This window comes from Methylophilus sp. QUAN (assembly GCF_015354445.1).
Classification (GTDB): Bacteria; Pseudomonadota; Gammaproteobacteria; order Burkholderiales; family Methylophilaceae; genus Methylophilus.
Genome location: NZ_JADKYT010000001.1, coordinates 1,425,280 through 1,450,051 on the forward strand (window position 1 = coordinate 1,425,280; position 24,772 = coordinate 1,450,051).

The 24,772-nt window shown below is 51.7% G+C and carries 18 protein-coding genes; 8 read left to right on the plus strand and 10 right to left on the minus strand.

Annotated elements, in window-relative coordinates; genetic code table 11:
• Window positions 1-38 precede the first annotated feature (38 nt).
• Window positions 39-1,691, minus strand: coding sequence for a glucose-6-phosphate isomerase (pgi, locus tag INP79_RS07065; protein ID WP_194753494.1), 1,653 nt, complete (start codon window positions 1,689-1,691; stop codon window positions 39-41).
• A 118-nt stretch (window positions 1,692-1,809) separates the two neighbouring features.
• Window positions 1,810-4,026 (minus strand): 1,4-alpha-glucan branching protein GlgB, encoded by a 2,217-nt coding sequence (glgB, locus tag INP79_RS07070; RefSeq protein WP_194753495.1) that lies wholly within the window; start codon window positions 4,024-4,026, stop codon window positions 1,810-1,812.
• Between the two features lie 217 nt (window positions 4,027-4,243).
• On the opposite strand from glgB, the gene glgC reads away from it, so the two are divergent.
• From glgC to INP79_RS07090, 4 genes are read left to right on the plus strand one after another with little or no spacing between them, the layout of a single operon-like run.
• On the plus strand, window positions 4,244-5,566 hold the full coding sequence (gene glgC, locus INP79_RS07075; RefSeq protein WP_194753496.1) for a glucose-1-phosphate adenylyltransferase: 1,323 nt from the start codon (window positions 4,244-4,246) through the stop codon (window positions 5,564-5,566).
• A gap of 41 nt (window positions 5,567-5,607) precedes the next feature.
• Window positions 5,608-7,314: a glycoside hydrolase family 57 protein gene (locus tag INP79_RS07080; protein WP_194753497.1), complete on the plus strand. Its 1,707-nt coding sequence runs from the start codon at window positions 5,608-5,610 to the stop codon at window positions 7,312-7,314.
• A gap of 30 nt (window positions 7,315-7,344) precedes the next feature.
• Window positions 7,345-8,814 (plus strand): 4-alpha-glucanotransferase, encoded by a 1,470-nt coding sequence (malQ, locus tag INP79_RS07085; RefSeq protein ID WP_194753498.1) that lies wholly within the window; start codon window positions 7,345-7,347, stop codon window positions 8,812-8,814.
• On the plus strand, window positions 8,807-9,751 hold the full coding sequence (locus INP79_RS07090; protein ID WP_194753499.1) for an ROK family protein: 945 nt from the start codon (window positions 8,807-8,809) through the stop codon (window positions 9,749-9,751). Before malQ ends, INP79_RS07090 begins: the two co-directional genes overlap by 8 nt.
• On the opposite strand, the gene queG is transcribed toward INP79_RS07090, so the two are convergent.
• Complete coding sequence (queG, locus tag INP79_RS07095) at window positions 9,748-10,848, minus strand: tRNA epoxyqueuosine(34) reductase QueG (protein WP_194753500.1); 1,101 nt, start codon at window positions 10,846-10,848, stop codon at window positions 9,748-9,750. The two genes, INP79_RS07090 and queG, sit on opposite strands and share 4 nt — an antisense overlap.
• On the opposite strand from queG, the gene tsaE reads away from it, so the two are divergent.
• Window positions 10,847-11,305, plus strand: coding sequence for a tRNA (adenosine(37)-N6)-threonylcarbamoyltransferase complex ATPase subunit type 1 TsaE (tsaE, locus tag INP79_RS07100; protein ID WP_194753501.1), 459 nt, complete (start codon window positions 10,847-10,849; stop codon window positions 11,303-11,305). The two genes, queG and tsaE, sit on opposite strands and share 2 nt — an antisense overlap.
• Window positions 11,305-12,627 (plus strand): N-acetylmuramoyl-L-alanine amidase, encoded by a 1,323-nt coding sequence (locus INP79_RS07105; protein WP_194753502.1) that lies wholly within the window; start codon window positions 11,305-11,307, stop codon window positions 12,625-12,627. Before tsaE ends, INP79_RS07105 begins: the two co-directional genes overlap by 1 nt.
• 597 nt (window positions 12,628-13,224) lie before the next feature.
• Here the strand turns inward: INP79_RS07105 and INP79_RS07110 are convergent.
• Window positions 13,225-14,748: a helicase-related protein gene (locus INP79_RS07110; RefSeq protein WP_194753503.1), complete on the minus strand. Its 1,524-nt coding sequence runs from the start codon at window positions 14,746-14,748 to the stop codon at window positions 13,225-13,227.
• A 34-nt stretch (window positions 14,749-14,782) separates the two neighbouring features.
• Between INP79_RS07110 and mutL the strand changes: the two genes are divergently transcribed.
• Window positions 14,783-16,663, plus strand: a complete 1,881-nt coding sequence (mutL, locus tag INP79_RS07115; protein WP_194753504.1) for a DNA mismatch repair endonuclease MutL — start codon at window positions 14,783-14,785, stop codon at window positions 16,661-16,663.
• Window positions 16,664-16,723: 60 nt separating this feature from the next.
• Here the strand turns inward: mutL and INP79_RS07120 are convergent, their stop codons facing one another.
• Window positions 16,724-17,380, minus strand: a complete 657-nt coding sequence (locus INP79_RS07120) for a PEP-CTERM sorting domain-containing protein (RefSeq protein WP_228519752.1) — start codon at window positions 17,378-17,380, stop codon at window positions 16,724-16,726.
• Between the two features lie 254 nt (window positions 17,381-17,634).
• Between INP79_RS07120 and INP79_RS07125 the strand changes: the two genes are divergently transcribed.
• Window positions 17,635-18,213, plus strand: coding sequence for a PEP-CTERM sorting domain-containing protein (locus INP79_RS07125; RefSeq protein ID WP_194753505.1), 579 nt, complete (start codon window positions 17,635-17,637; stop codon window positions 18,211-18,213).
• A gap of 49 nt (window positions 18,214-18,262) precedes the next feature.
• On the opposite strand, the gene INP79_RS07130 is transcribed toward INP79_RS07125, so the two are convergent.
• The 5 genes from INP79_RS07130 to INP79_RS07150 all read right to left on the minus strand — a co-directional run bounded on the left by INP79_RS07130 (window position 18,263) and on the right by INP79_RS07150 (window position 24,582).
• The gene (locus INP79_RS07130) at window positions 18,263-18,979 is read right to left on the minus strand and encodes an SAM-dependent methyltransferase (protein ID WP_194753506.1); all 717 of its coding nucleotides are present in this window, start codon (window positions 18,977-18,979) and stop codon (window positions 18,263-18,265) included.
• A 104-nt stretch (window positions 18,980-19,083) separates the two neighbouring features.
• Window positions 19,084-20,523 (minus strand): DUF4139 domain-containing protein, encoded by a 1,440-nt coding sequence (locus INP79_RS07135; protein WP_194753507.1) that lies wholly within the window; start codon window positions 20,521-20,523, stop codon window positions 19,084-19,086.
• A gap of 91 nt (window positions 20,524-20,614) precedes the next feature.
• The gene (locus INP79_RS07140) at window positions 20,615-21,211 is read right to left on the minus strand and encodes a Maf family nucleotide pyrophosphatase (protein ID WP_194753508.1); all 597 of its coding nucleotides are present in this window, start codon (window positions 21,209-21,211) and stop codon (window positions 20,615-20,617) included.
• 61 nt (window positions 21,212-21,272) lie between these two features.
• Complete coding sequence (gene oadA, locus INP79_RS07145; protein ID WP_194753509.1) at window positions 21,273-23,120, minus strand: sodium-extruding oxaloacetate decarboxylase subunit alpha; 1,848 nt, start codon at window positions 23,118-23,120, stop codon at window positions 21,273-21,275.
• Window positions 23,121-23,163: 43 nt separating this feature from the next.
• Window positions 23,164-24,582 carry an acetyl-CoA carboxylase biotin carboxylase subunit gene (locus tag INP79_RS07150; RefSeq protein WP_194753510.1) on the minus strand — a complete coding sequence of 473 codons (1,419 nt, stop codon included), beginning with the start codon at window positions 24,580-24,582 and terminating at the stop codon, window positions 23,164-23,166.
• Window positions 24,583-24,772: the final 190 nt, after the last annotated feature.

The following is a 24,772-nucleotide window of genomic DNA, read 5'->3' on the forward strand; positions in this document are numbered from 1 at the left end:
CCTCTTAAAGAGGCCTTTTTTATTTATTAATCAATCTGCTAGGATATTTTCTTCGCGTAATTGATTAAGCCGTTGGTTGAGCTGTCGAAGCTGGTGACGGCATCAGGGGTGGTCAGCTGTGGCAGAATCTGGCTGGCAATTTGTTTGCCGTATTCCACGCCCCACTGGTCGTAGCTGTTGATATCCCAGATGATGCCTTGTACGAAGATTTTGTGTTCATACAGTGCGATCAATTTACCCAAGGTGTAAGGCGTCAATTGCTTGAACACGATGGAGGTGGTTGGGCGGTTACCTTCAAATACTTTGTGTGGCAGCAGGTCTTCCAGTGCCGCACCGCTCATGCCTTGTTTTTCCAATTCCGCACGGGCTTCTTCACGCGTTTTACCTAGCATCAGCGCTTGTGTCTGGGCCAGGAAGTTAGCCAGCAGAATCTTGTGGTGCTGGTCATCCGGGCTGCCAACTTTATAGTGGCTGTTGGCTGGCATTAAGAAATCCGCTGGCACCATTTGCGTGCCCTGGTGAATCAATTGGTAAAACGCGTGCTGGCCATTGGTGCCTGCTTCGCCCCAGATCACCGGACCGGTTTTGTAGCTGACACGGCTGCCGTCACGGCAAATAAATTTGCCGTTGCTTTCCATATCCGCCTGTTGCAAGTAAGCCGCAAAGCGTGACATGCCCTGATCGTAAGGCAGGATGGCATGGGTGTCGACATGGAAGAAGTTGTTATACCAGACACCGAGCAAGGCCATGATGACTGGCATGTTTTGCTCCAGGGGTGCAGTCTGGAAGTGCTGGTCCATGGCGTGACCACCGGCCAGTAACTGCTCGAAGTTGTCCATGCCCACATAAAGGGCGATAGACAGACCAATCGCAGACCACAGCGAGTAGCGACCGCCAACCCAGTCCCAGAAGGCAAACATGTTATTGGTATCAATACCGAAGGCTTGTACGGCGGTGGCATTGGTAGACAGGGCCACAAAGTGCTTGGCGACGTGTTGGTCTTGTTTGGCCGCATTGAGGAACCAGCGACGCGCAGAGTGCGCATTGGTCATGGTTTCCTGGGTGGTGAATGTCTTGGATGCAACAATAAACAGCGTAGTCTCAGGATTGCAGCTCTCCAGCACGCGCATCAGGTGGGCGCCATCAATGTTGGAGACGAAATGTGCTTTCAAATCTGGGCTGGTATAAGGCTTTAATGCATCACAAGCCATCACTGGGCCAAGGTCGGAGCCGCCAATACCAATATTCACGATGTCAGTAATGCGTTTGCCGGTAAAGCCTGTCCATTGGCCACCACGCACCTGCTCGGTAAAGCTGCGCATTTGTGCCAGCACGGCATTGACGTCAGGCATCACATCTTTGCCATCCACCAGGACTGGCGTGTTGCTGCGGTTGCGCAGGGCAGTGTGCAAGACGGCACGGTTTTCAGTGATGTTGATTTTTTCGCCGCTAAACATGCGGCTGCGCCATTGTTCGATATTGGAGTCACGCGCCAATTGGAACAGCTGCGTCAAGGTCTCTTTGGTAATGCGGTGCTTGGAGTAGTCGAGCAGGATGTCTTCGACGGTTAAGCTAAACTCTTCAAAGCGTTTTGGATTTTGTTTGAACAGATCGCGCATTTGAACATCGCGCATTTCAATTTGATGCTGGTTCAGCGCGTGCCAGCTCGGGTGTGTGGTTAGTTTTGCCATGTTATGTTGTTGCTATCGTTTTCAAGTCAATTAATTTTATAGGGCGCGCAAACATTAAGTGTGCCATGCGCTGCCAAAATCTGTACTGCAAGGTTGTATTTACAACCAGTTTAACCAGCTATTGTAACTGAAGTATGACACCAGCCAGTGGCGGCAAGTTAAGGCTAATAGAGGCCGGATGTTCCATCCATGGGACGGGATCGCTTTGACAGCCATGACCATTACCGAAATTGCTACCACCATAACAAGCGGCATCACTGTTTAACACTTCCTGATAGTAACCCGATTGTGGTACGCCCAAACGATATTGATGGCGCGGTACTGGTGTGAAATTTAACACTATTATAACAAAACTATGGTCATTGCCGCGTCTGATGTAGCTCAATATTGATTGGGCTGCATCCTCGCAATCTATCCATTGAAAGCCTTGAGCGTCAAAATCATGGGCATGGAGCGCCGGATGCTGGCGATAAAGCTGGTTGAGGTCGCGACTTAATGCCTGTATGCCCCTGTGCAAGGCATGGTCAGGGGTAGACGCTTCAAGCAGGTGCCAGTCCAGGCTCTGGTTGACGCTCCATTCACGGCTTTGACCGAATTCGTTACCCATAAAGTTAAGTTTTTTGCCTGGCATGGTCATTTGCATGGTTTGCAGCAGACGCAGGTTAGAGAATTTTTGCCAGGTATCGCCGGGCATTTTCTCCAGCAGGGACTTTTTGCCATGCACCACTTCATCATGCGAGAACGGCAGTACAAAGTTTTCAGAGTAAGCGTACATCTGGCCAAAAGTCAGGCGGTTGTGATGATATTGGCGATAGACCGGATCCAGTTGCATATAGGTCAAGACATCGTTCATCCAGCCCATGTTCCATTTCATGCTAAAACCGAGGCCACCCGCATAGACAGGACGTGACACTGCCGGCCAGGCCGTTGACTCTTCAGCAATGGTTAGGACACCAGGAAAACGTTCGCCTACCATCATGTTGAGCTGTTTCAAGAACTCGATCACATCCAGGTTTTCGCGGCCGCCATAAGCATTAGGCAGCCATTCGCCGTCTTTGCGCGAGTAATCCAGGTAAAGCATGGAGGCCACGGCATCCACGCGCAAGCCGTCAATATGAAACTCTTGCAACCAGTAATAGGCGTTACTCAGCAAAAAGCTGCGCACTTCATTACGGCCGTAATTGAAGATATAAGTGCCCCAGTCCATGTGCTCGCCCAGTCTGGGGTCGGCATGTTCGTACAGGGCCGTGCCATCAAACCGCGCCAGCGCCCAGTCATCTTTAGGGAAGTGCCCGGGTACCCAGTCGAGAATGACGCCGATATTGGCCGCATGACAGCGATCAATAAAATACTTCAAATCATCTGGACTGCCGTAGCGCTGGGTGGGCGCAAAGTAACCAGTGACCTGGTAGCCCCAGGATTCATTGAGCGGGTGTTCGGCAATCGGCAGTAACTCAATATGGGTATAGCCCATGTCTGCCAGGTGAGGGATCAGTGCATCTGCCATGGCGCGGTAGCTCAGGAAGTGGCCATTGCGGTCACGCTGCCAGCTGCCCAGGTGTACTTCGTAACAGTTAAAAGGTGCATGCAGCCAGTCCCGCTGCTGGCGTTGTTGCTGCCACGAGTCATCTTGCCAGGTGTAATGGCTTTGACAAATGCGGTTGGCGGTGCCTGGCCTGGCTTCAAAGGCCTTGCCATAAGGGTCTGCTTTGACCATGACATAGCCATGCTCGCGATTGCGGATTTCAAACTTGTATAAATCGTGCTCGGTCAGGTGCGGAATAAACAGCTCCCACACACCGCTGCTGCCTAACACACGCATGGCATGCACGCGACCATCCCATTGGTTAAAACTGCCAACGACGCTGACACGCTCGGCATTGGGGGCCCAGACTGCAAACCTGACGCCAGGCACATCATTGATTGTCATGGGGATGGCCCCCAACGTGTTGTAGGCCTCAAATAATCTGCCTTCGGCAAACAGGTGTAGGTCATCTGCAGATAGCGTGCTGCCTAAGCTGTAGGTGTCGACAGTTTCATAACTGTCAGTGTGTTTGTGCGGCTGTATTTTGAGGCGGGCAGGCGTGTTGACAGCTGTGGTTGATGTGTAAAGAAACAGGCCTTGTGGATGCTTGAGTGTCATGGCTTGCCAGGCATCATTAATCCTGACCCACACCTTTTCGGCATTCGGTAGAAAAACGCGCACATGCCACGTACTTTGCTGGCTATCTGCGTGCACACCCAGGTATTCAAAAGGGTTGTGGTGGGTCGCGTCTAGAATACGCTGCAGGTGCAAGGTGTCTGGATGGTGGGTGGCTGAAGGTTTGACTGTCATGCTAGCAATGTCCATTTGACTAGCCTCAATCCTATCAAAAAAAGTTAAGATTTACGTCATTTATCACTGAAAATATCGTTGTCTTTACCCGAATTATCATGCAGACTGTGAGCGTCGGACCTGCGGTTACCAAGCGTTGTGTCGTCTCTACCGAAACTCACATCGCTGCGCATGACTTCGGGCTGATTTTCAGGATCAGAAAAACAGGAACAGCATCATGTCTCAAGCAGCAGAGTTTATCGAACGTCGTAAAAGCAACCGGCGGCAAGAACGTCCTTCTGACCGCTTTATCAGTAACCTGACCAAAAATACCGTCGCGATTATCCTGGCCGGTGGCCGCGGTAGCCGCTTGAAAAACCTGACTGATTGGCGAGCGAAGCCTGCAGTGCAGTTTGGCGGCAAGTTCCGTATTATCGATTTCCCGCTGTCTAATTGCATCAACTCCGGCATCCGCCGCATCAATGTTGCCACGCAATACAAGGCACAAAGCCTGATTCAGCACGTGCAGCGTGGCTGGGGCTTTTTGCGTGGTGAGTTTAATGAGTACGTCAATATCATTCCGGCCCAGCAGCGCTTAGGCGAAGAATGGTACAAAGGTACGGCAGATGCCGTATACCAAAACATTGATTTGTTGCGCGAAAATGGTGGCGAATACATTCTGGTGCTCGCAGGTGACCATATTTATAAAATGGACTACGGCAAAATGCTGGCCACGCATGCCCGCAGTAATGCGGATATGACCATTGCCTGCATTAACGTGCCGCTGGAAGACGCCAAAGGCTTTGGCGTGCTGGAGGTAGATAGTACTGATCGCGTGGTGGCGTTTGACGAAAAACCGGCCAATCCTAAGCCGACGCCGAATAACCCTGAAGTGGCCTTTGCCAGCATGGGTATTTATGTGTTTAACGCTAAATTCCTCTATGAGCAATTAATCAGGGATGCTTACGACCGTAAATCCAACCACGATTTTGGCCAGGATATCATCCCCTATATCATCAAAAAATATAAAGTGCAGGCGCATCGTTTTGTCGATAGTTGTGTAGGTGCGCAAAGCGATAATTATTACTGGCGCGACGTCGGAACGATTGATGCCTATTGGGAAGCCAATATGGAGCTGACCAAGGTGATCCCTGAGCTTAATTTGTATGACAGTGACTGGCCAATCTGGACTTACCAGGAGCAATTACCACCGGCGAAATTCGTGTTTAAAGACGAGGGGCGTACCGGCAAGGCAACAGACTCACTGGTATCTGGTGGTTGCCTGATCAGCGGTTCATGTGTCTCTAACTCAGTGTTGTTTTCAGGCGTGCATGTGGCGGATTACTCTGATCTGGATGGCGCCGTGGTGTTGCCCAAAGTGAAGATTAATGAAGGCGTGGTCATGCGTAATGCCGTGATTGACCGTGGTTGCGAGATCCCGGCTGGTATGCATATTGGTGTGGACCTAGAGCGCGACAGGAAACGCTTTTATGTGTCTGAAAAAGGCATTGTCCTGGTAACACCAGACATGCTGGGGCAGGATCTATATCGTGTGAAGTAGCGTCAATGTGAGTGAGGTAACGATGGAAAAGAGGTTGAGGGATGTCCGATAAAAAATTGCTGTTAAATCTGTATTGGCACATGCATCAACCTGACTATCGTGACCTGGTCACTGGCGAGTATGTGCTGCCGTGGACTTATTTGCATGCACTTAAAGACTACAGCGATATGGCTTACCACCTGGAGCAGAATCCAGCCGCCAGGGTGAGCTTCAATTTTGTGCCCATTTTGGTCGAGCAATTGCAGGATTATGCCGAGCAGTCGCGTACTGGTGAATGGCGCGACCCTTTGTTGCGTTTACTGGCCAATCCGGATCTGGACAATATTACCGATGCCGAATGCCAGCTCATTGTAGACAGTTGCTTCAAGGCGCATCATGAAAAGATGTTGAGTCCGTTTCCGCATTACCAGCGCCTGCTGAAGTTATACGAATTGGTGGCGCCTATTATGCAAAGCGGTCAGTTCCATTACCTATCTGCGCAATACAAAGCCGATTTGCTGGTCTGGTACCACCTGGCGTGGACGGGTGAGGGTTTGCGGCGCAAAAACAAAACCGTGCAGGCGCTGATGCAAAAAGGCTTGCTGTTTACACTACAGGAGCGCCAGGCATTGCTGGGCGTGATTAGCGAAACCCTGCAAGGGATTTTGCCGCGCTACCAGGCCTTGTTGGCAAAAGGCCAGATCGAGATGTCTACCACGCCTTATTACCATCCGATTTTGCCCTTGCTGATTGATTTGAAAAGTACGCGCGATGCCATGCCGGAGGCACCTTTGCCGCATTCGTCAAATTATCCGGATGGCTATACACGGGCGATTGCGCATGTGGAGGCCGCCCAGCGTTACCATGAAAAAATCTTTGGTCAAAAAGCGGCTGGCATGTGGCCTGCCGAAGGGGCTGTTTCACATGCATCGCTTTCGTTGCTAGCCGAGGAGGGTGTAGCTTGGGCCGCCACCGGGCAAGGCGTACTGGCCAATAGCCTGCGCAAATTAGGCTTGGCACATGAGCAGGCACAGGATTATCTCTATCAGCCCTATAAGGTGACCAATGGTCAACAAGACATTGTGTGCTTTTTCCGTGACGATCATCTGTCAGACAAAATAGGTTTTGAGTATTCCAAGCAATATGCCAGTGAAGCTGTGCATGATTTTGTGCAGTCGCTGGAACATATTCTTGCCCACAGCGAAGATGAGACGCCAGTGGTAAGTGTGATTCTGGATGGCGAAAATGCTTGGGAATACTACCCTTACAACGGTTTTTACTTTTTGCAGGAGCTTTACCAAGCTCTGGCGACGCATGATGATATCCAGATGACCACGTTTAGTGATGTGCTGGTCATGCAGCAAGCCAAGCAATTGCCAGAGCCCAGGTTGCTCAATGATATTTGTGCCGGAAGTTGGGTTTATGGCACGTTTAGTACTTGGATAGGTGAAGCGGCGAAAAACCGCGCCTGGGATTTGTTGTGCGAAGCTAAACGGCAATATGACCAGCATGTGCATGAGTTGTCTGCCACTGCCAAAGAGAAATGCCAGCAGCAATTGGCCTTGTGTGAAGGCTCTGACTGGTTCTGGTGGTTTGGCGACTATAACAACGCGCAGAGCGTACAAAGTTTTGACCAGCTATACCGCCGCAACTTAAGCAATCTCTATCAGTTGCTGGGCCTGACGCCGCCAGCGCATTTGTCTCAGCCCATTAGCATGGGTGGCGGTGACGCCGAGAATGCAGGCACTATGCGCCGCGGACAGTCCTGACCGATTTTATTTTTTCTGAATGCCAATCTCATGACACAAGCTAGACAAGCAGGTGTGTTGCTGCACATCACTTCATTACCTGAAGGCAATCTTGGTCCGGATGCCTATCGTTTTGTCGATAAACTGGTGGAAATGGGCGTCGCCATCTGGCAAACCCTGCCAGTGAACCAGCCACACGGAGACCAGTCGCCTTATCAAAGTGTCTCAGCGCATGCCGGACACACCGGCATGATTAGCCCCAGGCAATTGCTGCAAGAGGGCTGGTGCCAACCAGACGAAATTGATCTGCCATTGCCGTCGTTAATGGCCAAAATCATGTCACGTGTGCAGTCTGGGAGCGCGCCATCTAAAGCGGATGGCCGTGGCTTTACCTGGTCGGGTTTTGCCCGCTTTTGCCAGACACAGCATTACTGGCTGGAAGACTTTGCCTTGTTTTTGAGCTTGCGCGAGCAGCATAATCAGCAAAGTTGGCAGCAATGGCCGGAGGCGTATCGTTTACACGATGTACTGGCCTTGCAGGCCTTTACCGATGCGCACCAGGAACAACTGACACTGATTAAATTCACCCAATACGTGTTTTTTCAACAATGGGCGCAACTTAAAGCCTATGCCAACCAGCGCGGCATCAAGCTGTTTGGCGATATCCCGATTTTTGTTGCTTACGATAGCGTGGATGTGTGGGCGCATCCCGAGTGGTTCAAGCTGGATGCCGAGCTTAATATGACGGTCGTGGCCGGGGTGCCGCCTGATTATTTTTCTGAAACCGGCCAGCGCTGGGGTAATCCGCACTATGACTGGCAGGTGATGCAGGATGATGGCTTTGCCTGGTGGTTGGGGCGTATTGATACCCAGGCGCAATTGTTTGATGTATTGCGTATCGACCATTTCCGCGGTTTGCAGGCCGCATGGGAGATTCCTGCGCTGGAACCCACTGCCATCAACGGCACCTGGCAGGAAGCACCTGGGCATGCCTTGCTGCAAGCGATTACCGAGACATTTCCACACCTGAGCCTGGTGGCTGAAGATTTGGGCATCATCACGGATGAAGTCGATGCCTTGCGCCATGCATTTGATTTACCCGGCATGAAAATCCTGCAATTCGCGTTTGGCGGCGGTGAGGATAATCCTTATTTACCAGAAAATATTGAAGAAAATAGCGTCGCTTACACCGGCACCCACGATAACGACACCACGCTAGGCTGGTATCAGGCCGCGCCAGAGCATGTGCGTAACCACGTGCAACATTATTTAAACCAGCATTCCGATCATGCGTCGGCAGACATGCCTATGGCGCTGATGCAACTCACTTTTCATAGCGTTGCCAGCCTGACGATTGTGCCCATGCAGGATATCCTGGCACTAGACAGCCAATCACGCATGAACACACCCGGCACCATAGAAGGTAATTGGGCCTGGCGCATGCAATGGGCACAGTTAAGCGATGATAAACTTCAGTCTTTCAGACAATTAGTAGAAGAAAGTGACCGTGTGCATGCCTGAAGCAAGTGCTGTGTATCGATTGGGGTTAGATGTAGGCGGGACGAATTTACGCCTGGGCGTGTTTTCCGACCTGACGCTGGTTGAAGAAACCCGTTTTCAGGCCAATTACTCTGCCATTTGCAAACAATATTCGCCTGCACAGGCCTGGCAAACCATTTTGCAGGTAACGGCAGACGCCATTCGCCCGTTACTTAACAAATATCCAGCCATTCAATCCATCGGTATCGGTTTCCCTGGTTTTATTGATCCACAAACTGGCACGCTGGCGCAGTCGCCAAATTTGCCGGGGTTGCGGGATGTCAATCTCGGCCGTGACCTGACTGAGTTGCTGGGTATCAAGGTCCGCGTTGAAAACGATGCCAATGCAGCCGCTTATGGCGAGTATTGCCAATTAGGCCAGCCAGAAGGTGGTTTGCTTTATATCGGTCTGGGCACCGGTGTAGGTGCTGGGCTGGTGGTGAATGGCAAGGTGTGGGCCGGGCACCATGGTTACGCGTTGGAGGCAGGCCATATTATTGTCGTGCCTGAGGGGCGTTTATGTGGCTGCGGTAACCAGGGGTGTGTTGAAAAATATGCTTCTGCCACGGGGATCAGCCAGGCCTATGCCGACCTCACAGGCCACACATTGACAGCCCATGCGATAGCGGTGGCTGCTGATCAAGGCGATATTCATGCCCAGGCAGTATATGCCGATGCGGGTAGTAAACTGGCGCAAATGCTGGCCAGCGTGCTTAAGGTGGTAGATGTGGAAAATGTGCTGATTGGCGGCGGTGTAGTGGCGGCCTGGCCATTGATATCAGCTACATTTGAGCAACGGCTGACGCACGATTTGATTCCGGTGTTGCGCGGTAAGATCAAGGTGCATACGACGCGCTCGGGCGACGTTGCGGGCATGCTGGGTGCCGCATTACTGGCGACGACGCCATTGGCGGTTTAATTCGCTTTTTGCTGGTGTTGTGCCAATGCCCAGGCAACATGTTCCCTGACAAGGGCATTGCTATCGTCTTGCCGTGCCTCTAAGGCGGCAACGACGGCTGCAGAACTCGTCGCATTGCCCAGCCCGATAGCGACATTGCGCAGCCATTGGGTATAGCCGATGCGGTAAATGGCACTCCCCGCCATGCGCGCTTGAAACTCAGCCTCTGTCCAGGCAAAACAATCCACTAAATCACTACTATCCAGTCCGTTGCGCACGGCAAAATCAGTTTCCTGACTGTTGACGGCAAACTTGTTCCACGGGCAAATCAGCTGGCAGTCATCACATCCATAGACACGGTTACCTATCAATGGGCGTAACTCCAGAGGAATACTACCCTGGTATTCAATTGTCAGGTAGGAAATGCAGCGCCTGGCATCCAGCTCATAAGGCGCCACAATGGCGCGGGTAGGGCAGATATCAATGCAGGCTGAGCAACTGCCACAGTGCGCGCTTGTTGGCGGGTCTATGGGCAAGGGCAGGTTGGTATAAATTTCACCTAGGAAAAACCATGAACCCTGTTGCCGGTTGAGTAACAGAGTGTGCTTGCCGCGCCAGCCGACGCCAGCCTTGGTCGCCAGGGCGACCTCCAGCACAGGCGCGCTGTCCGCAAACACGCGGTATTCAAAACTACCATAGGTTTCGGTGATGCGGGTACACAGTTGCTGCAATTTCTGCCGCATGACCTTGTGGTAATCCCGGCCCATGGCATAGCGGGCGACATAGGCTTTGTCCGGGCTTTCCAGTATCTGCCAGCCATCGGCAGCTCCTTCAGGCAGATAATTCAGGTTGACCGAGATCACGCGCAGCGTGCCGGGCACCAATTCTGCCGGGCGGCTTCGCTTGGTGCCATGTTTTGCCATATAATCCATGTCGCCGTGGTATTGTTTGTCCAGCCAGTTTAAAAATTCTGGCTCAGCGGCTGAAAGGTCTGTATCGGTAATGCCTATACTGCCAAACCCCAGTTCTCGCGCCCAGCCTTTGATGGTCGCTGCCATCTGTGCGGCAGCTTGGTCATCAGGCAGTTGAATGGGGACAGGATGTGATTGATGTGACATGACAGAAACGTATTCTACACAGATTTTAAAAGACGAAGCAGCGACTGTGCATGCAGCCGGGGTGTTGGCGACCCAGTTGAAGCCAGGGCAGGTGATTTACCTGCATGGCGACCTCGGGGCGGGAAAGACGACGCTGGTGCGCGGCATTTTGCACGCGCTGGGTCATATCGGCAAGGTTAAGAGTCCGACTTATACCATCGTCGAACCCTATAATCTGGCCATTGCTTCATGTTACCATTTTGACCTGTATCGCTTTCAGGATCCCGAGGAGTGGGAAGCTGCTGGATTCCGGGATTATTTCAATGCCGACAGTATTTGCCTGGTTGAGTGGCCTGAGCGTGCCGAGCAGGTATTGCCACAAGCCGATATAGAGATTCTATTTGATATATTGCCGCACGGCCGCGTGCTGCATATCAGCAGTCAGCAACCGCTGGCGTTGGAAGGACTATGCCAGTAATGCGCAAGATTTTAACCTTATGGCTGCTCACAGCCGTGTGTTCTGTCATTGGCGTGGCGCACGCCGCTGAAGTGATTCTGGCTAACCTGCAACAGCATGGTAGCCAGGTGCAGGTGGAATTGTTGTTAGATCAGCAAGTCAAATACCGCGTATTCACACTGGATAATCCGTTCCGCGTGGTCATTGATATGGATGCCGTGGCGATCAGCCCCACACTCAAAGCCTTGCCATTTCAACTGGATGCGCAGCATCCTTATTTATCCAAAATCCGTATTGCACCATTTACTGAGCATACTACCCGCCTGGTATTCGATATCAAGTCCGACATCAAGCCATTGGTGACTGGTATGAATGCAGGCAGTTCGCAACAACGCCTGGCCATTAGTATTGCGCCAGCAACTGGTAATGCAGAGCCTGCGGTCGCGACACCTGTGTTGACGCCCTCAAAGCAGTTACAAGAAGTCCCGCCAGCCAATAGCGAAGAAAAAGCAGCTGAACCGGCAACCCCGCCATCGGCAGCCAAAGAGCCTGCGAGTGAAACGCCAGCCGCTACGGCGAATAGCGAAAAGCCAGCAGACAAGCCCGTTGCTGCTGATAAACCAAAACAAGCCAAGCCTGGCCAAAAACTGATTACCATTGCTGTTGATGCCGGCCATGGTGGCGAAGATCCTGGTGCCAGAGGCGCTAATGGCAGCCATGAAAAAAACATCACGTTGGCGATTGCGCGTAAGCTCAAGCAGCAGATAGACGCCGAAGACAATATGCAGGCCATCCTGATTCGTGATGGCGACTATTTCGTACCACTGGGCGATCGCGTCAAAAAAGCCCGCGCCGCCAAAGCTGACCTGTTTATTTCCATCCATGCCGACTCGTTTGTGAACAGCACCGCCAAAGGCTCATCGGTGTTTGCGCTCTCAGAACGTGGCGCCACCAGTGCTGGCGCGCGTTACCTGGCGAAAAAGGAAAACGCCGTGGACTTGATCGGTGGTGTCTCGCTGGATACACGCGACATGGACCTGGCGCGTACTCTGCTCGATTTATCACAAACCGCGACCATTCACGACAGTATTCGCATGGGTAAAGCCGTGCTGGGGCGTATTGCCAAAATCAATACCCTGCATTCCAAATACGTGGAACAGGCTGCGTTTGCGGTGCTGAAATCACCAGATATTCCGTCTATTCTGGTGGAGACTGCGTTTATCAGTAACCCGGATGAAGAGTCGAGATTGAATGATGATGGTTACCAGGATAAGTTGGTGAATGCCATTCTATCGGGTGTGAAATCGTACGTGGCGACGAATCCTTCGTTTGCTAAAAAGTAGTTCTTACATTGATCGGTGCTTTTTCGCCTCTAGGCGAGTCACTTTCTGATGCTTGCCCCTCAGAAAGTAACCAAAGAAGAGGGCACCCAGCCATCACGGCCTACGGCTCCCTTGCGTTGCTCAACAAAACAAGCGGTCACGAAACTCGCCCTAGCAGCTTGCACACGACGCAAGCTGCCGCGGAGCTCAAACAGTCGCTCCCTTATTCCTTGTTTTGTCTGCGCTACTCAGCGTGATGGAATGGGACTTATCTCGCCAAACTCACATTGTCGGAATCTGAACGGTTCAAAAAACAGATTGGTTTGTGAAAATCACGAACGGTGGCGCTCGAACGATGTTCGGGGTCCCCATCTGCCGCGCCGAGCAACGCAGGGTTGGCGGGAGTCTTCGGCCATCGGCTGTCCGAGTTCCGCAACAAGCCACGTTCCGTGTGGCTTGTCAGGGCGAGTTTCGATGGACGCCCGGCAAGCCGAGTAGCACAGGAAACAAGCGGAAGTTGGGGTGCATTTCTTTTGGTTACTTGTTCTTTGTGCAAGCAAAGAAAAGTAACTCGCTGAAAGAGCGAAAAGCAACCTGACAACATGCAGCGACCTTATTTTAACGATACTGCGCTAATTCCGCCTCCCGCTGCGTCTTCCCATATCCCGCCTGTACCCGCAACGCTCTGCTGATATACGCATTCAGCTTTTTCCTCGCATCATCAATCAACGTTCTATCCGGGAAAACCTGTGGATACTGATACGACAGCCAGCTATACAAGCTCAAATGCTGGCAAATCAACTCGGCCTGCTCCAGGTATTGTGCCTGTTGTCCATTCAGCCAATCCGGCATATTGGGTAACGACCGCGGTTGTTGCGTGGCGACAGCGGTGATACATTGCATAAAATAATCCCTTGCAATCGGCACTTGTATCGCCAGCGGTGCGCACATGAGGCGGTATTTATCGCGCATGCTGAGTGTAGGCGCAATTTCATCTATCAGTAATGCCTGTTGATACTGCAATGCGGTGACTTGCCATTGCAAGTGCTGTTGGTCGTGTTGCCTGGCATATTGGTTGTGCAAATACTCCACACACTCAGCCAGCCGCCAGGTCGGGATTTGCTGGCTTAAAGTTTCAATATCACCGCCGCCTAGCGCAATGGGTAGCGCAAACGGCGGCACAGTATCGTCGACTTGCAGCATTGCTTGCAAATGCCATTGTTCGTCATCTTCGAGTACCGTTACATAGCCGGTGTCATAAAGGCCGTGGCGGCCTGCTCGACCCGCAATCTGGCGCATTTCGGTGGCGTTAAGCGGGCGTGGGGCGACACCGTCAAATTTATGGATATTGGCAAAGATCACGCGACGGATAGGCAGGTTGAGGCCCATGCCAATGGCGTCTGTTGCCACCAGTATTTGTGCTTCTCCACTGGCAAAGCGGGCAGATTCACCACGACGGACTTCTGGCGATAGCGCGCCGTAAATGGTGGCAACGCTTAAGCCCCATTGGCGAATGCGTGCTGCGAGAGTCAGCACATCTTTGCGGCTAAAGGCGATAATTGCGTCGCCGGGTTGTAGGGCCTTGTGTAATTTGGCTGCATGGTAGCGTGCACCGCAAATACTGTGGTCTTCAATCAGCAGCGGTGTCATGCGTTGCAAGTGGGTGAGGGTATAAGACTCACCCAAGGCGTCCAGCACACGCGTGCAGCTTTCTGTCACGCTATTGGCGCCACAGATAAATACCTGTTTGGCTGGCACGCCCACCAGTGCGGCGGTCCAGGCGCTGCCACGATCTGGGTCCATCAGCATCTGGATTTCATCAATCACAGCGACCTCTACCGCCATATCCGGTCGCAACATTTCAATGGTCGAGGCCGTATGTTTGGCACCGGGCACCATCACGCGTTCTTCGCCAGTGACCAGGTTACACGGTATGCCAGCCTGCATCAGGCGGTCGCGCACTTCCATCGCCAGTAAGCGTAATGGCGCCAGGTAAACGCCAGACGCAGCCTGGCGCAGGGTTTCCAGTGCCTGGTAGGTTTTACCAGAATTGGTCGGGCCCACGTAAAAATGATGCTGGCGACCCATCTGGCGGGCGAGCGTAAAGTGGGATAAATATTGCTGAAATTCGTTGGCGAACATGCAGTCATTCTACCAAACGGTTTAAAATGGCAGGATGAAAATCCAACTCCTACCCGACCAACTCATTTCACAAATTGCTGCTGGAGAAGTGGTCGAGCGCCCAGCCTCGGCACTCAAGGAATTGCTGGAAAACAGCGTTGACGCAGGCAGTACGCAAGTGCAGGTGGCCTTACAGCAAGGCGGCATGAAGTTACTCAAAGTGACCGACAATGGCCATGGTATTGCCAAAGACGAGCTAGAACTTGCACTTACGCGGCATGCCACCAGCAAAATTCAAAGCCTGGAAGACCTGGAGCAAGTGGGTAGTTTGGGTTTTAGGGGGGAAGCGCTGGCAAGTATCGCCTCAATCTCACGTACCGTGTTGACTAGCCGCCAGCAATTTGCCAGCCATGCCTGGCAAATTGCTGCTGAAGGCACGCAAGGGCAGGCCGTGAGTCCCGCCGCACTGGATGCAGGCACGATCGTCGAAGTGCATGATTTGTACTTTAACACACCGGCCCGGCGCAAATTCCTTAAAACTGAAAACACCGAGTTTGGCCATTGCGAAGATGCGTTTACCCGTGTCGCTTTGTCACGGCCCAATGTCAGCTTCTTATTGCAGCATAATGGCAAGGCGATTACGCGCCTGGCGGCCAATACACCACAACAACGCATCACCGACGTGCTAGGCAGTGAGTTTGCGGCGCAAAGCGTCTGGCTGGAAGAAGAGAGCGGTGGTTTGCGCCTGTGGGGCATGACGGCGTCGCCGACTTACCAGCGTCACAGCCGCGATAGCCAATATGTGTTTGTGAATGGCCGTTTCGTACGCGACAAACTGATCGCCCACGCCATTAAACAAGCCTATCAGGACGTGCTGCATGGTGACAAGCATCCAGCGTTCGTGCTGTTTTTAGAGCTCGATCCATCACTGGTGGATGTCAACGTACACCCGGCCAAAACCGAAGTCCGCTTCCGCGAGTCGCAAGCCGTGCATCGCTTTATTTTCCATAGCCTGCACAAAGCCTTGGGTAAAACCTCGGCCGAAATTCAGGCTAGCCAGCCCGTGCAAGCGCCGTTTAACCCATTCCGACCTGGCAATGCGCCGGCTTTTAATATGCCACGTGAACAGGTTGAAATGCCTTTGCAAAGTCGCCCGGCGTTTGGTGGCAATTACCAACCAAGTGTGAGCAATGGTGCAGCGCTGGCGCAGCAGTTTTACGGCCAGCTCTATGGTGATTTAAAGCCTGCGACAACGGTTGAGAATATGGAAGAAAGTCATTCTTCTGTCGGTTTGCAGGAAATGCCTGACGCCGAGTTAATTCAAGCAACAAGCGAAGTGCCACAACAATACCCGTTGGGTTTTGCATTGGGCCAATTGCATGGCATTTATATCCTCGCTCAAAATGCACAGGGCATGGTCGTTGTTGATATGCATGCTGCGCATGAGCGCATTATGTATGAACGCCTGAAAAACGCCCTGAGCGAACAGGCGATTGCCACGCAACCTCTGCTGATTCCCATCAGTTTTTATGCGGAGAAGGTTGAAATCGCTACCCTGCAAAGCCTCAATGGCAGCGATACTTTGCAACAACTCGGTTTTGACCTCGCTACCTTGTCACCAACAACCATCGCCATCCGTGCCGTGCCGACCATGCTGCAAGACGCAGATACGGTGGCGTTGGCGCGCGCGGTATTACGTGATTTACACGAGTATGGTGCCAGCCGGGTATTAGTCGAGCGGCAAAATGAGGTACTGGGCACCATGGCCTGTCACTCAGCCGTGCGGGCCAATAGACAACTGACGATAACAGAAATGAACGCCTTGCTGCGGGATATGGAAGCGACTGAGCGCAGCGGGCAGTGTAACCACGGCAGACCGACCTGGTTCCAGGTGAGTCTGAATGATCTGGATAAGATGTTTATGCGGGGGCAGTAGCGACCAGGCTGCTGCAAAAGCAAAAGGCCAGGTGTCTGGCCTTTTGCGGGGTGTGAATGATTAGTGTTGTTTACGACGGCTGATCAAGGAGACCAAGGCCAGGCCAAACATCATTAATGCATAGGTGTCTGCTTCTGGTACTGTGCTGATGCCAGTTTGAGCAACATTGACGTTGGAAATGGCGAAGTCATTCAACGCGCCGAAAGGGGCTGATGTCAGTGTGTAACTGATTTTGAAAATATCAGCATTGTTACGCGCGACGCCTAAGTAAATAGCTGTGCCAGTATTGCTGTCTGAGACGCCATCTTCAGTGTATGACTCCAGAATGTTGCCGGAGAAGTCATAAGCCTGGATCAGGGCGGTAAAGCTGCCATAATAATTTGACTGGATATATGCGCCTGCGCCAAAAATACCGCTATCGAAGTTGAGGGTGATGTCTGGGCCTGCGCTGGACCCTGTCCACAGCAGAGACTCATTGGCAGGCATGTTGCCATTCCAGCCTGGGCCCTGTTGTGTGGCTTGCAGTGTGCCTGCAGTTGAATATACGCTACCAGTGCCGCCTGTGTAGGTAAATGCGGTGCCGCTGGTAACGCTACTGATACCGAATTGACTCCATTCAATATCCTGGCCTGTGATGGCTGAGTTTACTTCGACAGCTGATGCGTCATAACTCACCACCGCACCAATCAGTGCCATCCCCATCATTAACTTTTTCATTCTAGTCTCCCTATGTTTTTGTTTAATTGGCCTTTAAAAAGGTTGCTAAATTTAACATAGATTTAATGTGATGTTAAATAGTCCTTATGGGTAGAGGCCAGGCATTGGCCGTGTTGTTATTCAGCGGATAACGTGGGCGTTTGCCATCAAGCATGTCGTTTTTCTTTTCTCTGATCATTAAAATTAACCTGTTGCAATTAATGTTAATATAAGTTAATAATAATGGACTTTTATTGTTAATTTGGAGAGTGAAGATGAAATTGTTTAAACATTCATACAAGCGCATGGCAGCTGCGTTGCTGGGTTTAGCCATGGCGAGTGGTGTTGCCACCAGTGCACAGGCTGCGTCTGTTTCAGAGGGCGTGACGGTGATTCCGGGTACTTATTTATTCGATTTTGATGCCGGGTCATTAACAACTGGTCCTGGTGCAGATGTCTGGTGGGAGCAAATTACGGCGACGAGTCGTGTGTTGAGACCTTATTCAACGGCTCAACTCGCTTATGTAGGCGAAGTGGGGGTTGGTGGTTTGAGTTTTAATGCATTGACCGTGAGTGACCTTGAGACGCTGACTTACTCTGCCACTGGCATTAGCGGTGGCGATGTAGGGAATTTGCTAACAGCTAACTCAGTATTTGCGGTTAAAACGGATGCAGGTAACTATGGCAAGGTATTAGTGACTTTTCCGTTTTTTCAGGCTTACCAAAACAATGGTTTGGGTGTTTACTGGGTAACTATGACGCCAACGACGGCAGTGCCTGAGGCTGACACTTACAGCATGTTGCTGGCAGGGTTTGGCTTGATGGCCGCTATGGTTCGCCGCCGTACGGCCTGATCGAGCGTTTGCAGTGAGAAGCCCCGCCTGGTGCGGGGCTTTTGTGTGTTTATGCTGCGAGCAGCAGAAATACGGTAGGTTTTTTATGTACATCCGGCAACGCTGATTTTTTCCAGTCGGCGATGGTTTTGGTCACAATCAATTCATCTTGTGCCGTGATATTGCATGCCACGCATAGCAGCGTGAGCGGTTGCAGGTTGGCAACCAGGTCTTCCAGCACATGCTGGTTGCGGTAAGGCGTTTCGATAAACAGCTGTGTGGCCTGTTGTTTTCTGGAGTCAAACTCAATGCCTTTGATGGTTTTGATACGCTCGTTTTTATCGCTGGGCAAATAGCCTAAAAACGTAAACCGCTGGCCATTGAGGCCGCTAGCCATCAAGCTCAGTAACAAACTGCTCGGGCCGATTAAAGGCATTACACGTATGCCTTTGTGATGTGCAACTGCCGCTAGTGCGGCGCCAGGGTCAGCAATGCCTGGGCAGCCAGCTTCGCTCATTAATCCTACGTCAGTGCCTTGCTGTATGGGTTGCAATAATTTAGCCAGGTCTTTGCTCGGCGTATCTTTAGTGAGCACGGACAGGCTTAATTCACGGATAGGCAGCGGGTGACCACTTGCAGCCAGGAATTGGCGGGCTGTTTTTTCATTCTCAACAATAAAATGACGCAGGCTGTGCATGCGTTGCACGACTTCTGGCGGGAGCACTTGTTGCGGAGTGGTGCCTTCAGCGAGAGGGACGGGGATAAAGTATAAAGTGCCGGCAGCCATAATATGATCGATAGGTTTTTAAAAGCCGGATTATCCCATGCAGGGCATAAAAAAAGCATTCTTTTGCAAGAATGCTTTTTCTGAGATCGCTTGGATGTCGTGGCTTAGTACTTCATCTGCACACGATATTTAAGCGTTACATCACCTTCCGCAGGCACATTGACTTGCCAGCTGGCTTGGTGCGCGCTGGTTTTTTTATGTGGCTGTGATTCATTGAGGATTTTCCAGTCGCCATTGAGTGGCTCTTGTACCGTCACTGTCACCGCTTCTTTTTTGGCGTTATGCAGGGTGATGGCATAGGCGCTTTCATAGACTTGCGACTGATTTGGTTTGCTCAGGTTTTTAAAGTCAGTTTGCACGCGGTCGGCGGTGACATCAAATGCATTGCCGAGTTTAAGGCGCACAGTATCATTTTTCGGGGTATGGTCGATCTGGTCTTCACCAACAAATTGGGCGGTGCCATCGTTATCCTTTTTATACACGCGCATGGTGCCTTTGGGTAAAGGCAGGCCTAGTTTGCTGCTTTCCTTGTTTTCAAACTCGACAAACACTTGTACCTTTTGCTTTTTCTCCATGTCACGGTACTGGCCCTGGTAGTAGTAATCGGCGCCTGTTAATACCAGCTCTTTACGTGCCGGGATATGTTGCGCGGAGAGCAGGGCCACTTGCTTGGTCTGGTTCTCGGCAATGGTGGTCGCACGTGGCAGGGTGTACAAATGGTATTCAAGCAGGCCTTGTTCTGATGGCATGGCGGCGTCCGCGACCATGGCTTCAGAGCGCATCATCATGGTTTTAGGGCGGATGGCTTCGCGTACGCGGTTCACATCCCCAGCTACCAGTTGTACTTTGGCGTTAGGATAAGCGGTGCCGCTGGTATTGGTTAGCGTGACCCAGCCGGAGAGATCAATCGCATCTTCTTTGCTGCTGAGTTCGGCCACGTAGTCGGCCTTCCATTGCAGGCCGCCGGTGAGGTAGCTCAACTCGAGGCTGGATTGCTCGCCCCCTTTGTATTGCACTTGTGTGGTCAGGGTAGGCCGGTCTTTGAGTTTGCCGGGTACACTGGGATACGCGATGCGGCCAGGAATACCGGTTTCAATGCGGTTGCCAATCTTGAGCACCACACCATCCTGGGCTGACAGCACGGTCGCAGCTTCTTCAGTCTCAGCGCCGGTAGTGGGATTAGTGCGGATGATGGTGACTTGCTGGCCGACATATTTCTCCAGCAATTTTTGCGGCGTGAGCAAATCGAAGTCGAAGTTCTGCTCCAGCACTTGCAGGCTGGCGTTTGGTTGCAAGCTACGTAGCAAAGCGGTTTCGGGTTTGATCTGTGCACTCACGTCGCGGAATGACAGTGCAGACAAACCATTGCTTAGGTTAAGTTTGCGGCTGTCTTTGACAAGAGCCAGGTCTTCATTGTAGATGGTGACTGCGACACTGGTCTGGTCGGATTGCGGGCTGACGGTGTTAGATTCTGCTTGAGCGATAGTTGTACTGCACAGGGAAACACTGCCTAAAGAAAACAGCAGTAGGGAGCTGAGTCGCATGGTGATCCTCTCGTTGTTATTAAGCGCGTACGCTTGAGACTCACATAACGCAACAGCCGTTCAAAAAGTTAACACACGGCTTTATTTTGCGTTAAGTACGTGATGCAGATAATACATCTACTCCGGCTTGTTGCAGCATATTGACCAGTGCAATGACCGGCAGACCAATCAGGGCATTGGGATCGTCGCCGCGCATATAGTCTAGCAGCGCGATGCCCATGCCCTCAGATTTGGCGCTGCCTGCGCAATCGTAGGGTTGCTCCAGACGCAAGTAGGTTTCAATTTGCAGGGGCGTTAATGCTTTGAATTTCACAAAGTAGGGCACGATAGTCGCTTGCATGTGCTGGCTGTGACTATCGTACAAGCACAGGGCGCTATGAAAAATGACTTCTTTGTCGCTGAGCATGGTGAGCTGTTTGACGGCATTTTCGTGGTTGCCAGGTTTGCCTATTTGCAAACCATCGACAGTGGCCACCTGGTCGCAGCCGATAATCAAGGCATCAGGCTGGCTCTCGGCCACCTTGCGAGCCTTGCCCTCGGCCAGGCGCAACGAGGTGTGCTCAGGGCTCTCACCATCGAGTGGGGTTTCATCTATCTCAGGTGAAATACACGAAAATGGCAAATGTAGCTTTTGCAGTACTTCGCGGCGGTAACGAGAGGAAGAGGCAAGAATGAGCGGTTTGGTCATGATCACACTGGGCTAAAAGCAAAAATCCCTGAATTGCTTCAGGGATTTCTGTCTGTCCGGATTATTCAGGTTGAATTTCAATCAGTGTTTCGTCCGGGGTGACGCTGTCACCTTTGGTAACGTGAATCGCTACCACCGTGCCGGTTTTGCTGGCCTGGATTTCATTTTCCATTTTCATGGCTTCGATCACCAATACGCCATCACCAGCATTGACTTTGTCACCGACATTGACTTTCACTGTGACAATAGTACCTGGCATAGCGGTAGTGACGCAGCCTGGGTGGCTGGGGCGTGGACGGCCACTGGCAGCCACGGATACTGCTTTTTTCTTGCCGCCGTTAGAACCACCGCCGCTGACTTCCATCTCGCTCAGCGTTTCTACAAACACTTCTTCGGAGATGCCATCAACCTTGACGTAGTAAGGCTTGCGCTCTTCACCGGCGTGGCCACTACCTGTCAATTTGATATGGTAGGTTTCACCGTGCAGCGTGATGTTAAATTCGTTAGGCGCGTAGCGTGCCGCTGCCGTTTGCTGGGTCACGGCTTCTTTGCTTAACAATGGTTCTGGTTGCAGTGAGCCCGCATTGCGTTCCTGCAAGAAGGTCTGGCCAATATCCGGGAACATGGCGTAAGTCAGTACGTCTTGTTCGTTATTGGCAAAACGCTCGGCTTCAGATTGCAGTCTGACCATTTCTGGTTGTAGCAAGTCTGCCGGGCGGCAGGTGATCACTTCTGCGTCACCTACAGCCTGTTTGCGCACGTCAGCATTCACAGCAGCAGGTGCTTTACCATATTGGCCCAACAGGTAGTTTTTTACCTCGTTGGTGATGGACTTGTAACGGCCACCGGTCAATACGTTCAATACAGCTTGGGTACCGACGATTTGTGAGGTCGGTGTGACCAACGGAGGGTAGCCCAAATCCTGGCGTACACGAGGAATTTCAGCCAGCACTTCATCCATACGGTTGAGTGCGCCTTGTTCTTTTAACTGGTTAGACAGATTGGAAATCATGCCGCCCGGCACCTGGTTAACCAGGACGCGGGTATCTACGCCAGTGAATTCGCTTTCGAACTGCCAGTATTTCTTGCGTACTTCTTTAAAGTAAGCGGTGATTTCCTGCAGTTTGCCCAAATCGAGGCCGGTGTCGTACTCCGTGCCTTTCAGAGCAGCCACCAGGCTCTCAGTGGTCGGATGGCTTGCACCTTCAGAGAAGGATGAGTTACAGGTATCAATAATATCCACACCGTTTTCAACGCTCTTCAGCATCACCATGCTGGCCAAACCAGAGGTGGCGTGGCTATGCATATGAACTGGTACGCTGACGGCGGCTTTCAGTGCTTTCACCAGGTCGCCAGCCAAGGTTGGCGTCAGCAAACCTGCCATGTCCTTAACGCCAATACTGTCGCAACCCAGGCCTTCGAGCTCTTTAGCCATATTGACGAAGTAATTGATGTCATGCACCGGGCTGGTGGTGAAGGACAGGGTGCCAATCGCATGTTTTTTAACGTTCTTAACGGCTTCGATCGCTGTTTTCAGGTTGCGGATGTCATTCATCGCATCAAAAATACGGAATACATCGACACCGGTGTCAGCGGCCTGTTTGACGAAAGCATGCACAACATCGTCAGAGTAATGACGATAGCCCAGCAAGTTCTGGCCACGCAACAGCATGTTGATCGGCGTGTTTGGCAATGCTTTACGCAGGCTGCGCAGGCGCTCCCATGGGTCTTCTTTCAAAAAGCGCACGCAGGCGTCAAAGGTGGCACCGCCCCAGGCTTCGAGGGACCAGAAACCAATCTCATCCAGTTTGCTGGCAATCGGCAGCATATCTTCGGTACGCATGCGCGTTGCGATCAGGGATTGGTGTCCATCTCTTAAAACGAGTTCGGTGACATGTATTTTGCTCATAATCTTGTCGATCTAATTAATTTAATATCTGCGATACGGTTAATCAAATGCCTTCGTGGGCAGCAATCGCGGCAGCGATCGCTGCGGCCATCAACTCTTTTGGTAATCCAACATCATATTCTGTCAGCTCCGGATGTTGCTCCACAAAACTAGTGTTGAAATCGGCAGCCCGGAAATCCGGGTGCAGCATGATTTGCTGGTAGTAAGGAATCGTTGTTTTGACGCCATAAACCACCATGTCATTCAGTGCGCGGCGACCACGCTCAATCACACCTTCCCAGTCCAATGCCCAAACGGTCAGCTTGGCACACATGGAGTCGTAGTAGGGCGGAATCACATAGCCGCTGTAAATAGCCGCATCCATACGCACGCCAGGGCCGCCTGGGGCGTAGTAGCGCGTAATTTTACCAAAGCTGGGCAGAAAATCTTTTTGCGGGTCTTCAGCGTTGATACGGTATTCCATGGCAAAACCACGGAAAGCAATTTCGCTTTGCTTGTACTGCAGCGGCAATCCGGCAGCGACACGAATCTGTTGTTGTACGATATCCACGCCGGTAATGGTTTCGGTCACGGTATGTTCTACCTGCAAGCGGGTGTTCATTTCCATGAAATAAAAATTATTGTCAGAGTCGAGCAGGAACTCGACCGTACCAGCATTTTCATAGCCGACTGCTTTAGCGGCTTTCACACCCAGGCCACCAATATAGTCACGTTGTGCTTGTGACAGTTGCGGTGATGGTGCAATCTCGATCAGCTTCTGGTTACGGCGCTGGATAGAACAGTCACGCTCAAACAAGTGGATGACATTGCCATGTGCATCGGCCAAAATCTGTACTTCAATATGGCGGGGATGGACAACGCATTTTTCCAGAAAGACTTCAGGTTTACCAAAGGCTTTGCTGGCCTCTGAAATGACGCGGTCATAGTTACTTAATAATTCTTTTTCGCTGTCGCAACGACGAATGCCGCGGCCACCACCACCATTGGTGGCTTTTAACATCACCGGATAGCCAATCTTATTAGCCAGTTGCACAGCGGCATCTAGAGATTCCAGGTTGCCATCGCTACCTGGCACGCAAGGAATGCCGGCATTGATCATGGCGTTACGTGCCTGAATCTTGTCACCCATCTGGCGAATCACGTCGGCTTCTGGGCCGATAAACTTGATGCCGCGGCGTGCGCAGACTTCAGCCAACTCTGGATTTTCAGACAGGAAGCCATAGCCAGGGTGCAAGGCATCACAGCCCGCAGCCACGGCAATATTGACGATGTTGTGTGCGTTCAAGTAGCCTGCCACTGGATCGGAACCAATGTTATAGGCCTCGTCCGCTTTTTTGACGTGCAAGGCATGACGATCGGCATCCGCGTAAATCGCAACCGATTTAATGCCCATTTCTGAACAGGCGCGCACAATACGTACCGCAATTTCACCGCGATTCGCGACTAAAATTTTCTTAAACACACATTACCCTTAAAGCAAGAAAAAAGGACAGAGTCTTTTAGTAACTCAATCGTTTATTTAGTTAGCAACTGCTTGTATTTAAAGCGCTTTGAGTTGGTTTGGTTGTGGTTTTGCATGAACGAGGCCGCCTGAGCGGATGGCCGATTATGCAAACCGGCACCATGAGCGCGCCCATGAAAAGAGCGCCGCG